Source organism: Streptomyces sp. NBC_00568, assembly GCF_026341855.1.
GTDB lineage: Bacteria > Actinomycetota > Actinomycetes > Streptomycetales > Streptomycetaceae > Streptomyces.
The window spans coordinates 6619148-6633664 of sequence record NZ_JAPENW010000001.1 but is presented as its reverse complement, the minus strand read 5'-3'; the positions used below and the strand labels follow the sequence as shown (position 1 = coordinate 6633664).

13 protein-coding genes and 1 pseudogene are annotated in these 14517 nt (G+C 71.7%); 4 read left to right on the top strand and 10 right to left on the bottom strand.

Translation table 11 applies throughout. The features are described from left to right. Positions 1–157: 157 nt before the first annotated feature. Positions 158–886: a TetR/AcrR family transcriptional regulator gene (locus OOK38_RS28880; RefSeq protein ID WP_266755779.1), complete on the bottom strand. Its 729-nt coding sequence runs from the start codon at positions 884–886 to the stop codon at positions 158–160. A 227-nt stretch (positions 887–1113) separates the two neighbouring features. On the opposite strand from OOK38_RS28880, the gene OOK38_RS28875 reads away from it, so the two are divergent. After that, positions 1114–1563 carry a nitroreductase family deazaflavin-dependent oxidoreductase gene (locus tag OOK38_RS28875; RefSeq protein ID WP_266755781.1) on the top strand — a complete coding sequence of 150 codons (450 nt, stop codon included), beginning with the start codon at positions 1114–1116 and terminating at the stop codon, positions 1561–1563. A gap of 217 nt (positions 1564–1780) precedes the next feature. Here the strand turns inward: OOK38_RS28875 and OOK38_RS28870 are convergent, their stop codons facing one another. Next, entirely contained in the window at positions 1781–3037 is a 1257-nt protein-coding gene (locus tag OOK38_RS28870; protein ID WP_266755783.1) for a geranylgeranyl reductase family protein, read from the bottom strand. Positions 3038–3213: 176 nt separating this feature from the next. Here OOK38_RS28870 and OOK38_RS28865 point away from each other — a divergent pair, with 176 nt between their 5' ends. After that, on the top strand, positions 3214–4569 hold the full coding sequence (locus OOK38_RS28865) for a dipeptidase (protein WP_266755785.1): 1356 nt from the start codon (positions 3214–3216) through the stop codon (positions 4567–4569). A gap of 56 nt (positions 4570–4625) precedes the next feature. Here the strand turns inward: OOK38_RS28865 and OOK38_RS28860 are convergent. From OOK38_RS28860 to OOK38_RS28845, 4 genes and pseudogenes are all read right to left on the bottom strand, one after another. Then, a pseudogene (locus tag OOK38_RS28860) lies at positions 4626–4712 on the bottom strand (bifunctional methylenetetrahydrofolate dehydrogenase/methenyltetrahydrofolate cyclohydrolase); the annotation flags it as partial. A 419-nt stretch (positions 4713–5131) separates the two neighbouring features. Then, positions 5132–6172, bottom strand: coding sequence for an NUDIX domain-containing protein (locus OOK38_RS28855; protein ID WP_266765569.1), 1041 nt, complete (start codon positions 6170–6172; stop codon positions 5132–5134). 129 nt (positions 6173–6301) lie between these two features. Then, on the bottom strand, positions 6302–6499 hold the full coding sequence (locus OOK38_RS28850) for a hypothetical protein (RefSeq protein WP_266755787.1): 198 nt from the start codon (positions 6497–6499) through the stop codon (positions 6302–6304). 319 nt (positions 6500–6818) lie between these two features. Continuing rightward, positions 6819–7772, bottom strand: a complete 954-nt coding sequence (locus OOK38_RS28845; protein WP_266765570.1) for an ROK family protein — start codon at positions 7770–7772, stop codon at positions 6819–6821. Positions 7773–8010: 238 nt separating this feature from the next. Here OOK38_RS28845 and OOK38_RS28840 point away from each other — a divergent pair, with 238 nt between their 5' ends. Beyond that, on the top strand, positions 8011–9093 hold the full coding sequence (locus OOK38_RS28840) for a LacI family DNA-binding transcriptional regulator (RefSeq protein WP_266755788.1): 1083 nt from the start codon (positions 8011–8013) through the stop codon (positions 9091–9093). Positions 9094–9242: 149 nt separating this feature from the next. Here OOK38_RS28840 and OOK38_RS28835 read toward each other — a convergent pair whose 3' ends face one another. Beyond that, a complete protein-coding gene (locus OOK38_RS28835; protein WP_266755790.1) occupies positions 9243–10547 on the bottom strand; it encodes an aldolase/citrate lyase family protein in 1305 nt (434 codons plus the stop codon). Between the two features lie 218 nt (positions 10548–10765). On the opposite strand from OOK38_RS28835, the gene OOK38_RS28830 reads away from it, so the two are divergent. Continuing rightward, positions 10766–11674, top strand: a complete 909-nt coding sequence (locus OOK38_RS28830) for an endonuclease/exonuclease/phosphatase family protein (protein WP_266755792.1) — start codon at positions 10766–10768, stop codon at positions 11672–11674. 73 nt (positions 11675–11747) lie between these two features. Here OOK38_RS28830 and OOK38_RS28825 read toward each other — a convergent pair whose 3' ends face one another. From OOK38_RS28825 to OOK38_RS28815, 3 genes are all read right to left on the bottom strand, one after another. Next, positions 11748–12710: an electron transfer flavoprotein subunit alpha/FixB family protein gene (locus OOK38_RS28825; protein WP_266755794.1), complete on the bottom strand. Its 963-nt coding sequence runs from the start codon at positions 12708–12710 to the stop codon at positions 11748–11750. Between the two features lie 97 nt (positions 12711–12807). After that, on the bottom strand, positions 12808–13593 hold the full coding sequence (locus OOK38_RS28820) for an electron transfer flavoprotein subunit beta/FixA family protein (RefSeq protein WP_266755796.1): 786 nt from the start codon (positions 13591–13593) through the stop codon (positions 12808–12810). A gap of 217 nt (positions 13594–13810) precedes the next feature. Continuing rightward, the gene (locus OOK38_RS28815; RefSeq protein WP_266755797.1) at positions 13811–14320 is read right to left on the bottom strand and encodes a flavin reductase family protein; all 510 of its coding nucleotides are present in this window, start codon (positions 14318–14320) and stop codon (positions 13811–13813) included. Positions 14321–14517 lie beyond the last annotated feature (197 nt).

Below are 14517 nucleotides of genomic sequence, written 5' to 3'. Positions count from 1 at the left end.
GCGGCGTCCGCCGGGCGAGGTGATCACCCGTACTCCCCGCGGAGTACGGCCTCGGTGAGCCCGGGCGTACGACGAAGGCGTTCCACCGGCGGTCGTGCCCGGCTCCGGATGGAGTACGGCGTCGGTGAGCCCGGGCCTACGACGGAGGCGACCGGGGCTACGACGAAGGCGCTCCACCGGCGGTCGCACCCGGCTCCGGGTGGACGAGCCCCACATCGTGCGCGAGCCGGCCCACGGCATGCCGGAAGAACGGCTCACGGTCCTCCACGACCCGGTTGAACTGGCCGAACAGCTCGAATCCGATCAACCCGTAGAGCTGTGCCCAGGCGGCCACCAGCGCCACGATCACCTCGGGCGGCAGATCGGGCGCGAGGTCGGCGGAGATCCGCCGCGCCTCGGCCTTCAGTTCGACGGGCAGTGGTGTGCGGGCCACACCCTTGCCCCGGTACGCGTCCCGGACGATGCCGATCAGGAGCAGGCCGACCCGGGAGGCGGCCGGAACGGTCTCCTGCGGCGCCGTGTACCCGGGGACGGGGGAACCGTAGATGAGCGCGTACTCGTGCGGATGCCCCAGCGCCCAGCGCCGCGCCGCCACGCACACGGCGATCCAGCGCTCCCGGGGACCGGCGGCGGCCACCTCGGCGTGCGCCGACTCCGCCGCCTCGCCCAGGGAGTCGTAGGCGTCGATGATGAGCGCGGTCAACAAGTCGTCCCTGCTGGGGAAATACCTGTACAGCGCGGACGAGACCATCCCGAGCTCACGGGCCACGGCCCGCAGCGAGAGCTTGGCGGCGCCCTCCGCGGCGAGCTGTCTGCGCGCCTCTTCCTTGATGGCGGCGGTGACCTCGATCCTGGCTCGGGCACGTGCCCCTCGCGCGGTACTCATGGGCAGCAGTGTCCCACGAATCCAGAGCGGTGCACACAAAGGTGAGCGGTGATCCGAATATGGATCAGTGCTCCGCTTTGCGATCAGCGCCCGCCAGGGAGAGCGGTGCCCAAAAACGAGAGCAGTGCTCTTGCATTGGATCACCGATCTGATGCAGACTCTTCTCAAGCGAGAGCGGTGCTCACAAAAGAGATCGGCGCTCTCATCACAGATCTCGAGGGGTCACCGTGTCCACACACGTCCAGAAGCCGGGCTGGTTCACCGTCAACGTCTTCAACCGCGCCGTGGCCTGGATCACCAGGCGCGGCATCAGCGTCTGGGGGTCGCGCGTCCTGGCCGTCCGGGGCCGCAAGAGCGGCGAGTGGCGTACGACCCCGGTCAATCTGCTCGTCGTGGACGGCGAGCAGTACCTCGTGGCCCCCCGCGGACACGTCCAGTGGACGCACAACATGCGGGCGGCCGGCGCCGGCGAGCTGCGCCTCGGCAAGAAGGTCGACACCTTCACCGCCGTCGAGGTCGCCGACGACGACAAGGTCTCGCTGCTGCGCGCCTACCTCAAGCGCTGGAAGGCCGAGGTCGGGGTGTTCTTCGGCGGCGTCGGCCCCGACTCGTCCGACGAGGAGCTGCGGCGCATCGCTCCCGACCACCCGGTCTTCCGGATCACGGTCACGAGCTGACGACCGCCACCGCCGCCACCCGCCCCTCCCCCGGCGGCCCCACGGTGGAGGCGGCCGAGGATCGAGGGCGGCCGACGATCGAAGGTGGCCGACGATCGAAGGTGGCCGACGATCGAAGGTGGCCGACGATCGAAGGTGGCCGACGATCGAGTGCGGTCGACGGCGGCCATCCCCCCTACAACTGCTCGTCTACAACTGCTCGTCTACAACTGCTCGCCTACTGCTGCTCGCCCTCCGCCGCCTGCGGCCCGCGGTCGATCGCGGTCAGCGCGCGTCCGACCATCGGACGGGACCGGATGATCTCGCCGAGTGTGGTGGAGCCGCGGGTGATCCCCGTGAAGGCCTTCCAGACCGGACGGAAGCCGGTGAGTCCCGCGTGGAACATGCCGGGACGACGCTCGAAGGCCGCGAGCAGGCGCTTGCCGACGCTCATCTCGACGCCGAGCCCCGCCTTGATCGCGAAGGCGTAGTTCAGGGCCTGCCGGCGGGCGTCCACCGCGTCGTGCGCCTCGGCGATCCGGACCGCCCACTCGCCCGCCAGCCGCCCGGAGCGCAACGCGAACGAGATGCCCTCCCGGGTCCAGGGTTCGAGCAGCCCCGCCGCGTCGCCGCAGACGAGCACCCGGCCGCGGGACAGCGGCGAGTCGTCGGCGCGGCAGCGCGTCAAGTGGCCGGAGGAGATGGCCGGTTCGAAGCCGGCGAGGCCGAGCCGGGCGATGAAGTCCTCCAAGTACCGCTTGGTGGCGGCCCCTTCACCGCGCGCGGAGATCACGCCGACGGTGAGCGTGTCCCCCTTCGGGAAGACCCACCCGTAACTGCCGGGCATGGGGCCCCAGTCGATCAGGACGCGCCCCTGCCAGTCCTCGGCGACCGTCTCCGGCACCGGGATCTCGGCCTCCAGACCGAGATCGACCTGGTCGAGCTTCACCCCGACGTGCGCTCCTATCCGGCTCGCACTGCCGTCGGCACCGACCACCGCCCGCGCCAGCACGGTCTCACCGCCCTGCAGGACCACGGCGACGGTGCGCCGGTCCGGCACCGCCGAGCCGTGCTGCTCGACGCGCGAGACCGTGGCACCCGTACGCAGCTCGGCGCCCGCCTTCTGCGCGAACTCGACGAGCTGCTGGTCGAACTCCGGCCGGTTGATCAGCCCGAACAGCATGTGCCGGGACCGCCGGGTGCGGGCGAACTTGCCGTCCATCGAGAAGGTGACCGCGTGCACCCGGTCTCTGAACGGCAGTTCGAAGCCGGGTGGCAGGGCGTCGCGCGAGGGGCCGATGATGCCACCGCCGCATGTTTTGTAGCGGGGCAGTTCGGCTTTCTCCAGCAGCAGGACGCTGCGTCCCGCGACCGCTGCCGCGTAGGCGGCCGAAGCGCCCGCCGGCCCCGCGCCGACGACCACGACGTCCCACACCTGCTGCCCGTCGTCCGCCGTACGTCGCCCGTCGTCCGCCGAAGAGTTCTCGCTGCTCACGTTGGTCTACTGCTCCCAGTCCAGCCGTCTGCCGCACCTGTCTCCCGCATCCTACGGCGGGCATCGCCGCAGGCCGCTGTGGGAGGATCGGCAGCGTATGCGTCCTGCACACCAGTACGCATCACTCGATCATCTGTACACAGAAGTACAACGTCGCACCTACGAGGAGCGTGCCCATGTCGTCGAATCCGGTCGCCGAGACCGTCGCCTCGCTCATGCCCCGGGCGAAGGCGGAGCTCACCGAGCTGGTCGCCTTCAAGTCGGTGGCGGACTTCGACCAATTTCCGAGAAGCGAGAGCGAGGGCGCCGCGAACTGGATCGCCGACGCGCTGCGCTCCGAGGGCTTCCAGGACGTCGCCCTGCTCGACACCCCGGACGGCACGCAGTCGGTGTACGGCTTCCTGCCCGGACCCGAGGGCGCGAAGACGGTCCTGCTGTACGCGCACTACGACGTGCAGCCGCCGCTGGACGAAGCGTCCTGGGCGACACCTCCGTTCGAGCTGGTGGAGCGCGACGGCCGCTGGTACGGGCGGGGCAGCGCCGACTGCAAGGGCGGCGTCGTCATGCATCTGCTGGCCCTGCGCGCCCTGAAGGCGAACGGCGGCGTTCCGGTGCACGTCAAGGTGATCGTCGAGGGTTCGGAGGAGCAGGGCACCGGGGGTCTGGAGCGGTACGCCGAGGAGCACCCGGAGCTGCTGACCGCCGACACGATCGTCATCGGCGACGCGGGCAACTTCCGTGCGGGCCTGCCGACGGTCACCGCGACGCTGCGCGGCATGACCCTCGTACGGGTGCAGGTGGACACCCTCGAAGGGAACCTGCACTCGGGACAGTTCGGCGGGGCGGCGCCCGACGCGCTGGCGGCGCTGATCCGCGTACTGGACTCGCTGCGGGACGAGGACGGTTCGACGACCGTCGACGGCCTTGCGGGCGACTTCACCTGGGACGGCCTGCAGTACGAGGAGCAGGCGTTCCGCGACGACGCCAAGGTGCTCGACGGGGTGGAGCTCATCGGCTCCGGCACCGTCGCCGACCGCGTGTGGGTGCGTCCGGCCGTCACGGTGCTCGGTATCGACTGCCCGCCGGTCGTCGGCGCGACGCCGTCGGTGCAGGCCGGTGCCCGTGCGCTGGTCAGCCTGCGGGTGCCGCCGGGCGTCGACGCGGCCCAGGCGACGAAGCTGCTGCAGGCGCACATCGAGGCGCACACGCCGTGGGGCGCGCGGGTGAGCACCGAGCAGATCGGTCAGGGCCAGGCGTTCCGCGCCGACACGTCCAGCCCCGCGTACGCGTCGATGGCCGAGGCCATGGCGGTCGCCTACCCGGGCCAGGAGATGCAGTCGGCGGGCATGGGCGGCTCGATCCCGCTCTGCAACACGCTGGCCTCGCTGTACCCGCAGACGGAGATCCTGCTCATCGGCCTGAACGAGCCGGAGGCGCAGATCCACGCGGTGAACGAGAGCGTTTCGCCGGACGAGCTGGAGCGGCTGTCGGTCGCGGAGGCGCTGTTCCTGCGGAACTACGCGGCGAGCTGATCCGCAGCGGTACGGCAGGGGCCCACGTCGTCGGACGTGGGCCCCTGCCGCGTTCGGCCCACCTGAGCGCAGTCGCGGTGCTTGTCCGCGACGTACTTCTGGCTGCCGGGGTCGTCCCCGACCAACACCGTCCCGAGGCCTGGGTGTCCGGACGCGCCGGAGGGCCCTCCTGAGATGTCCGCCGGGACACTCGAGACACCCAGGACACCCAGGACGCCCAGGACACCGGGGCTGCCACGCGCGCCTCGCGCCGCTTCGCGCGGTGAGGGCGGGCGCCGCGCCACGCCCGCGGATGGCCGCGCCGACCAGTGATCCGCACACAGCGATCCGTGGGCCGACCGACCGGACGTGCGGACCGACCGACCGGACGCACGGGCCGACCGACGGGACGTGCGGGTCGACCGGCGGGTCGGCACACGCCTGTTGCGCGAGCCGACCCGCGATAGTCCCGCGGCCAATCGGTAGGCCGCGACGCCCCCTTGCGCGGACCGAACCGTGGTCCGTACGCGCCCGGCGTGCGCGGCACGGCCGCTGAAGGATGGCGCCGGCGAAGGTCGCGGGGTCAGCCGAGCGGGACTCCGGCCTCCAGGTACAGCGCCGCGCCGCGCTCGCGGGCCCGCAGGGCCCAACGGAGCCGTTCGTAGCGCACGGGCGGCAGAAGGTCGGCCGCCTCCTGCTCGGTGACGAAGCGCCAGCCGCGCAGCTCCGGTCCGGGCAGCAGGAGTCCGCGGACGGCCTGCTCGTCGAGGCGTCCGCCGTCGAACAGGAGCCGCAGACCGCCGTAGCCGGGGGGTGCTGGCGACTCCCAGTCGATGACGAGGAGCGCGGGCACCTCGTCGAGGGTGATGCCGGTCTCCTCCGTGACCTCGCGCATTCCGGCGCGGGCGGGGGCCTCGCCCGCCTCGACGACTCCGCCGGGGAACTCCCAGCCGGCCTTGTACGTCGGGTCGACGAGCAGGACCCGGTCGTGCTCGTCGAAGAGGAGCACCCCGGCGGCGACCGTCTCGGCGGTGGGTTCGGGGGTCTGCACGATGGCGCACACGGGTGCCTCCCCGGTGCGCACGGCCTCGGCGACGCGCAGGGCGGTGTCGTACGGGGTGAGCGCGCTGGTGTCCACGGGGTGGGCGTCGGCCGTGAGCCAGCCGAGGGCGGCACGGTAGGGCTCGATCTGGTCGTAGGACCACTGGCGCACCCGCATCTCGCCGTCGGGCAGCTCCGGGGGCACCTCGCGCCCGGCTATTCGCTCACGCAGGATCGTTTCCGCCGGGGCGAGAAGCACATGGCGGACGGGGATCCGGCGCGCGGCGAGCCCGCCGAAGATCTCGTCGCGGTACTCCTGGCGCAGCAGGGTCATCGGGACGACGAGTACCCCGCCGAGCTCGGCGAGCATGGCGGCCGCGGTGTCGACCACGAGCCGGCGCCAGATCGGCAGGTCCTGGAGGTCGCCGACCTCCGCGAGGTGTTTGGGCGGGAGCAGGTGCGTGAGTGTGCCCCCGATGACCTCGGGGTCGAAGAGCGTGCTGTTCGGGATCAGCTCGATCAGTTCCCGTGCGGTGGTGGTCTTCCCCGCACCGAACGCACCGTTGATCCAGACGATCACGATTCCCCCTCTTCTGTTGGCACCCTGAGGCTTGCCCGCTCCACCCTGCCATGGAAACCAGCCGCTGATGAGGGCGCCGACAGCGCGGCGCCGGTGCCCCATGACGGGGACACCGGCGCGACGTGCGGTCCTTCAGCTCTCCTGACCGCCGAGGGCACCCTCGTCGACCGCCAGGCTGTCGCTGCTGAGCGTGTGGTCGACGGTGCTGAGCGTGTCGTTGACGTTCAGATCGTTCAGGGCGTCCGCGCCCAGGGCGTGGGAGGGGGTGATCGCCGCGACGACGAATCCGGTGGCGAGGGAGGCGATGGCGAGCATGCTGCGCTTCTTCATGCCCGGTTCAACTACGAAGGCCGGACGGAGTCACGGGTGGATCAGGCACCTTCATCCGGTCCGGCGCTCGGCACCCCGGGCATGCCCAGCACTCTGGCAGAACCGCCCTCGGCGCGAGTGAGCTCGGCTCGGAAAAGATCAGTGCGAAACGAGTCCACTCGACCACGCCGAACCGGACTGACACGGTGCTCCACCCCCGAAGCGACCGCGTCGCGGTCACTCCGGCAGGACCACCGCAGTCACACGCGGGAAACCGGCACGCGTGCCTTCCACCTGAGCGCGGCAGGCACGTCGCGGTCCGCCGACAGGACCACCACGGTCAGACGCGGGAGGCGGGCGCGTGCGCCATCCGGGTGAGCGCGGCGGCGGCCGCGCCGACCAGGCCGGCGTCGGTTCCCATCAGCGCGGGCGCCACGGTCAGCCGCTGGACGAAGGACAGCGTCGCGTAGTCGGCCAGCGCCTTGCGCAGCGGCGTGAAGAGCACCTCGCCCGCCTTGCCCACTCCCCCGCCGATGACGGCGATGTCGATCTCGACCAGGGTCGCGGTCGCCGCGATGCCCGCTGCGAGGGCCTGCGCTGCCCGCTCGAAGGAGGCCAAGGCGACCGGGTCGCCCGCGCGGGCCGCCTCGGCGACCGCGGCGGCGGAGGTGTCGCCGTCGGGGCCGGGCTGCCAGCCGTTGTCCAGCGCGCGGCGGGCGATGTTCGGGCCACTGGCGATGCGCTCGACGCAGCCGCGGGAGCCGCAGGGGCAGAGGTCGCCGTCCAGGTCGACGCTGATGTGTCCGATGTGGCCCGCGTTGCCGGTGGGGCCGGCGTGCAGCTGACCGTTCAGGACAAGGCCGCCGCCCACACCGGTGGACACCACCATGCACAGCGCGTTGTCGTGGCCGCGGGCGGCGCCCTGCCAGTGCTCGGCCGCCGTGATGGCCACGCCGTCGCCGATCAGCTCGACGGGCAGTCCGCCCGTGGCCTTGGCGGCCCGCTCGACCAGGGGATAGCCGCGCCAGCCGGGCACGTTCACCGGGCTCACCGTGCCGGCGGAGGCGTCAACCGGGCCCGCGCTGCCGATGCCGAGGGCTCCGGCCCTGCTCCACAGCGGGGAGACCGTCAGCTCGCCGAGCACGTCCTCGACGGCGCGCATGACGGTGTCGCCGTCCTCCCGCGCGGGCGTCGCGCGCTGCGCGCGCAGAAGAATCCGGCCGTGGCCGTCCACCAGCGCTCCGGCGATCTTGGTGCCGCCGATGTCGAGCGCGGCCACGAGGTCGGTGTGCATCAGAGTCAGGTCTCCCATGGGGTGTCGAAACGGGCCCGTCGCGCCGCGGGCCCGGGGTCCCCGGCCGGGAACCGGGCAGGATCGGGCCCTGTCGCACGCCGCGCGGAGGGCGTCGGCGGACGACGGGGACCGTGCGCCCTGGGGAAGGCGCAGGCCGGAGATTGCGGTGGACAGTGTCTCCCGCATCTGACAACGTTGTCCAGGCTCTATGCTCGACGCCACATCCTCATACAACCCCATGGACCTACGCATCCCCGTGGACGACAGGACAGGACAGCACATCGTGGCCGAGACCGCCCGCCGATCCGATAACCGCTACGGAAACCGTCCGACCATGAAGGACGTAGCGGCGCGTGCGGGAGTCGGTCTGAAGACGGTCTCCCGCGTGGTCAACAGCGAGCCGGGGGTCACCCCGGACACCGAGCGGCGCGTCCAGGAGGCCATCGAGGCGCTGGGCTTCCGCCGCAACGACAGCGCCCGGGTGCTCCGCAAGGGCCGCACCGCGAGCATCGGGCTGGTCCTGGAGGACCTCGCCGACCCCTTCTACGGCCCGCTGAGCCGCGCGGTCGAGGAGGTGGCCCGTGCCCACGGCGCGCTGCTGATCAACGGTTCCAGCGCGGAGGACCCGGACCGCGAGCAGGAACTGGTTCTCGCGCTGTGCGCGCGCCGCGTGGACGGGCTGGTCGTGATCCCGGCCGGCGACGACCACCGCTATCTGGAGCCGGAGATAAAGGCGGGCGTGGCCACGGTGTTCGTGGACCGCCCGGCCGGGAGGATCGACGCCGACGTCGTCCTGTCGGACAGCTTCGGCGGCGCCCGCGACGGCGTCGCCCACCTCATCGCCCACGGCCACCGCCGGATCGGCTTCATCGGCGACATGCCGCGCATCCACACCGCCGCCGAGCGCCTGCGCGGCTACCGGGCCGCGATGGAGGACGCCGGCATACCGGTCGAGGACGAGTGGATGTCCCTCGGCGTCACGGATCCACAGCGGGTGCGCAAGGCGGCGGAGGACATGCTCTCCGGCTCCTCGCCCGTCACCGCGGTCTTCGCGGGCAACAACCGTGTCACCGTCACCGTCGTGCGTGTCATCGCCGAGCGCGGGCGCCCCGTCGCCCTCGTGGGCTTCGACGACATCGAGCTCGCCGACCTCCTGGAGCCCGGCGTCACCGTCGTCGCCCAGGACGCGGCCGCCCTCGGCCGTACCGCCGCCGAACGCCTCTTCCGCCAGCTCGACGGCAACCTCATCGCCCCGGAACGGATCGAACTCCCGACCCGGCTGATCACCCGGGGATCGGGGGAACTGCCGCCGGCGCTCTGAACCGGTGGCCTCTTCGGCCCCCGCCCGCCCTGAGGGCGCTGCCCCGTCGAGGCCCCGCGTGCCGTTCGGTGGAGCCGTGCCGGCGTCGGCCCGTCCGCGGCCAGTGCGGGAGCGGACGGGAATCCCGGGCCTTCGAGCCCGGGAGGATGTCAATGACCCGAAACCGTCAGGTCCCCCCGCCGCGGCCCGGCGAAGTTCTCCAGGTCCCGGCGGGTCAGTCCGGTCGCTCGGGCCACCTCGGGGATGTCCAGGGCGCCGCAGTCCAGGCCGCGCAGGAGGTAGCCGCTGAGGGCCTTGGCGGTGGCGGGCTCGTCCATCACGTCGCCGGACGCGTGGCCGGCGTAGCGGGCGAGGCGGGCGGCGGCCTGTTCGAAGCCCTCGCGGTAGAAGGCGAAGACGGCCGCGTAGCGGGTCGGGATGTGGCCGGGGTGCATGTCCCAGCCCTGGTAGTAGGCGCGGGCCAGGGCGCGGCGGGTGAGGCCGTAGTGCAGGCGCCAGGCGTCGTGCACCTTCCCGGTGGGGCCGATGGGCAGGACGTTGGTCGAGCCGTCCGAGAGGCGTACGCCGGTGCCGGCGGCCGCGACCTGCATGATCGCCTTGGCGTGGTCGGCGGCCGGGTGGTCGCTCGACTGATACGCCGCGGAGACGCCGAGGCAGGCGCTGTAGTCGAAGGTGCCGTAGTGCAGACCGGTGGCGCGGCCCTCGGCGGCCTGGATCATGCGGGCGACGGTGGCCGTGCCGTCGGCGGCGAGGATGGACTGGCTGGTCTCGATCTGGATCTCGAAGCCGATCCGGCCGGACTCCAGGCCGCGCGCCTTCTCGAACTCCTCGAGGAGCCGGACCATGGCCGTGACCTGCTCCGGGTACGTCACCTTGGGCAGGGTGAGGACGAGCCCCTCGGGCAGGCCGCCCGCCTCCATCAGGCCGGTCAGGAAGATGTCGAGGGTGCGGATGCCCCGGTCGCGCACCGGTGCCTCCATGCACTTCATGCGGATGCCCATGTACGGGGCCGCGGTGCCGTTCTCGTAGGCCTCGGCGATCAGCCGGGCCGCGCGGGCCGCCGTCGCGTCCTCCTCGGCGTCCGGGCGCGGGCCGTAGCCGTCCTCGAAGTCGACGCGCAGGTCCTCGACGGGCTCACGCTCCAGCTTGGCGCGCACGCGGTCGTACACGGGCCCGGCGAGTTCGTCGGTGAGGCCGAGGACCGCGGCGAAGGAGGCGGCGTCCGGGGCGTGTTCGTCGAGGGCCGCGAGGGCGCGGTCGCCCCAGGTGCGGATGGTGTCTGCGGCGAAGGCGTCCCCGGGGACGTACACGGTATGGACGGGCTGCCGGGTGCCGGGGTCTCCTGGGTAGAGGCGCTCCAGTTCGGCGTCGACGGGGGCGAGAGAGGCGCTGATCGCTTCACTGACGGCGCCCGCGAGGCTCGTCGCCACCTGCTCCTGCTGACCCTGACCCATCCCACACCCTCCCGTTTTCCGCAGTGCGGAATCAACAATCCGTAGAACGAAGTTATCCGGCGAGCTTCCCGCGGGTCAACACCCTCTTGCATCGCGGGACACTCCGCCGCCCCGCAGCGTTCGCTCGCGCCTCGGTCGCTTCGGGCAGCCTGTCTCGGTTCCTTCTTCCCCTCCGGTGATGCGCACCCCCATCCTGACCCGCGACCGAAGGAGCACGCGTGCCCGACTCCAGCAGAGTGACCCGACGCGCGGGGCTCAGGACCGCGGTGGTCGCCGCCCTCGTCCTCCCCCTGCTCGCCATGCCCCCGCTCACCGCGGAGCCGGCCTCCGCCACCTGGCGGGCCCGCCCCCGCCTGGACGTCATGACCTTCAACCTGCGCTACGCGAGCACGGCCGGACCCAACAGCTGGACGGTGCGCCGCCCGGTGATGCGTGAGCTGCTGCGTGGCGAGACGCCGCACGTCCTCGCCACCCAGGAGGGCCTCTACCAGCAACTGCTCGACATCGAGTCCGATCTCGCACCGCACTACGAGTGGATCGGCAGCGGCCGTGAGGGCGGCAGCCGCGACGAGTCCGTCGCGATCTTCTACGACACGCGCCGCCTGGCCCCGGTCGAACACGAGACCTTCTGGCTCTCCGACACGCCCACGGTGATCGGCTCGAGGACCTGGGGCAACACACTTCCCCGCATCGCCACCTGGGTGCGCTTTCGCGATCTGCGGGACGGCGGACGGGAGTTCCACGTCCTCAACACCCATCTGGACCACGCGAAGCAGTACGCCCGTACGCGGGGCGCCTCCCTCATCGTCGACAGGATCGCGCAGTTCGACGCGTCCCTGCCGTGCCTGGTGACCGGCGACTTCAACGCGGCGGCGCACGGGAACGCGGTCTACGACATCCTGCTGGGCGCCGGCCTCACCGACACCTGGGACACGGCGGCCGAGCGGAGCGGGCTCTACGCGACCTTCCACGGCTACCGGCCGCTGACGCCGGACGGCGAACGCATCGACTGGATCCTCGCCACCCCGGGCGTCACCGCACACCGGGCGTCGATCGGCACCTTCTCGCGGAACGGCCAGTTCCCGAGCGACCATCTGCCCGTGCAGGCCTCACTGACGCTGGGGTGAACCCGGGCCCGGGACGAACGAAGGCCCCCGTGACCGGCGCGCGGTCACGGGGGCCTCGTACGGCACTGAGCGATCAGCCCTTGCGGGTCTTGATCTCCTCGGTGAGCTGCGGGACGACCTCGAAGAGGTCGCCGACCACGCCGTAGTCGACCAGGTCGAAGATCGGCGCCTCGGCGTCCTTGTTGATCGCCACGATCGTCTTCGACGTCTGCATGCCGGCGCGGTGCTGGATGGCGCCGGAGATGCCGGAGGCGATGTAGAGCTGCGGCGAGACGGACTTACCGGTCTGGCCGACCTGGTTGGTGTGCGGGTACCAGCCGGCGTCGACCGCGGCGCGCGAGGCACCCACGGCGGCACCGAGCGAGTCGGCGAGACCTTCGATGATCGAGAAGTTCTCGGCGCCGTTGACGCCACGGCCGCCGGAGACGACGATCGCGGCCTCGGTCAGCTCGGGGCGGCCGGTCGACTCGCGCGGGGTACGGGCGGTGACCTTGGTGCCGGTGGCCTTCTCGGAGAAGGAGACCGCGAGGGCCTCGACGGCGCCGGCGGCCGGCGCGGCCTCCACGGCGGCCGAGTTCGGCTTGACCGTGATGACCGGGGTGCCCTTGGCGACCCGGGACTTGGTGGTGAAGGAGGCGGCGAACGCGGACTGCGTGGCCACCGGACCCTCGTCACCGGCCTCCAGGTCGGTGGCGTCGGTGATGATGCCCGAGCCGATACGGACCGCGAGGCGGGCCGCGATCTCCTTGCCCTCGGCGGAGGACGGGACGAGCACGGCGGCCGGGGAGACGGCGTCGTACGCGGCCTGGAGGGCGTCCACCTTCGGCACGACGAGGTAGTCGGCGTACTCGGCGGCGTCGTGCGTGAGGACCTTCACCGCGCCGTGCTCGGCGAGCGCGGCGGCGGTGTTCTCGGCACCGGAGCCGAGGGCGACGGCGACGGGCTCGCCGATGCGGCGGGCCAGCGTCAGCAGCTCCAGGGTGGGCTTGCGGACGGCACCGTCCACGTGGTCGACGTAGACAAGAACTTCAGCCATGGGAATGCTCCTGCGGATTGCGAAGTCTGAGGGGCGGTAAGCGGGGTGGACCTTGGCCGCTGCAACGGTCCGGGGGCGAGCCCCGGACCCTCGGCGACTAGATGAACTTCTGGCCCGCGAGGAACTCAGCGAGCTGCTTGCCGCCCTCGCCCTCGTCCTTGACGATCGTGCCTGCGGTGCGCGCCGGACGCTGGGTGGCGGAGTCGACCTTGGTCCAGGCACCCTCGAGGCCGACCTCGTCCGCCTCGATCTCCAGGTCCTCGAGGTCCCAGGACTCCACCGGCTTCTTCTTGGCGGCCATGATGCCCTTGAAGGACGGGTAGCGCGCCTCACCCGACTGGTCGGTCACCGACACGACCGCGGGGAGGGAGGCCTCCAGCTGCTCGGAGGCGGTGTCGCCGTCGCGACGGCCCTTGACCACGCCGTCCTCGACGGAGACCTCGGAGAGCAGCGTGACCTGCGGGACACCGAGACGCTCGGCCAGCAGGGCCGGGACGATGCCCGCGGTGCCGTCCGTGGACGCCATGCCGGAGATGACCAGGTCGTAGCCGGCCTTCTCGATCGCCTTGGCCAGCACCAGGGAGGTGCCGATGGCGTCGGTGCCGTGCAGGTCGTCGTCCTCGACGTGGATGGCCTTGTCGGCGCCCATGGACAGCGCCTTGCGCAGGGCGTCCTTGGCGTCCTCGGGGCCGACGGTCAGCACGGTGATCTCTGCGTCGTCCGCGTCATCGGCGATCTGCAGCGCCTGCTCGACGGCGTACTCGTCGAGTTCGGACAGCAGACCGTCCACGTCGTCACGGTCGACGGTCAGGTCATCGGCGAAGTGCCGGTCGCCAGTGGCGTCGGGCACGTACTTCACAGTGACAACGATCCTCAAGCTCACGCCGGCTCTCCTACTGCATCGTCATTTCTGGGCTGCCTTCTTTCAGGCAGCATAGGCGCCTGAAGCGGCCGTTCCCGGTCGGGGCGGCCCGCGCTCCGACCGGAATATTACTCGTCAGTACACCCACTGGACGCCCACTAAGCAAGCGCTTTGGACTGTGACCTTCGCAACTCTGCGTAACCGGCGAGTAGAACCGGCGAGTAGCCCGGCCGCCTCTTCAGTCGCGCAGGCCGCTGAAACGCCCCTGGTGGTACAGGAGCGGACTGCCCGCGCCCGTCGGATCGCCCTGCACGACCTCCGCCAGGACGATGCGGTGATCTCCTGCCGGTACCCGCGCGACGACACGGCACACCAGCCAGGCGAGGACGTCGTCGAGCACGGGAACTCCCTCGGGCCCGTTGCTCCAACGGGTGGGTGAGCCGAACCGGTCGGCGCCGCTGCGGGCGAAGGTGGCGGCCAGCTCCCGCTGGTGTTCGCCGAGCACGTGGACGCCGACATGGTCGGCCTCGGCTATCGCGGGCCAGCTGGAGGCACCGGTGCCGATGCCGAACGAGACGACCGGGGGTTCGGCCGAGACCGAGGTGAGCGAGGTGGCGGTGAAACCGACGGGACCGCGGGCGTCGGAGGCGGTGATCACGGCGACACCGGCGGCGTGCCGCCGGAACACCGATCGCAGCAGATCCGGGGAGGCGGGCCGAGGAGTGCCGAGGCGGGGCGTGGCCGTCATGGAGGTGTCCTTCTGCGAGGGCCGACGTGGGCGTCCCCCCGCCTGGGCGGAGCCGAGTGCGGGGAGTGGTCCTTGGCTGCTCAACAGCCCGGACAGCGCGCACTCGTGGTGCGGGCCGGGTCCACGTGGACGAGCTCGGGGAGAAGGAGTTCCGGGGGCATACGGTCAGGCTGACGAGAGGCGATGGGCGCAGTCAA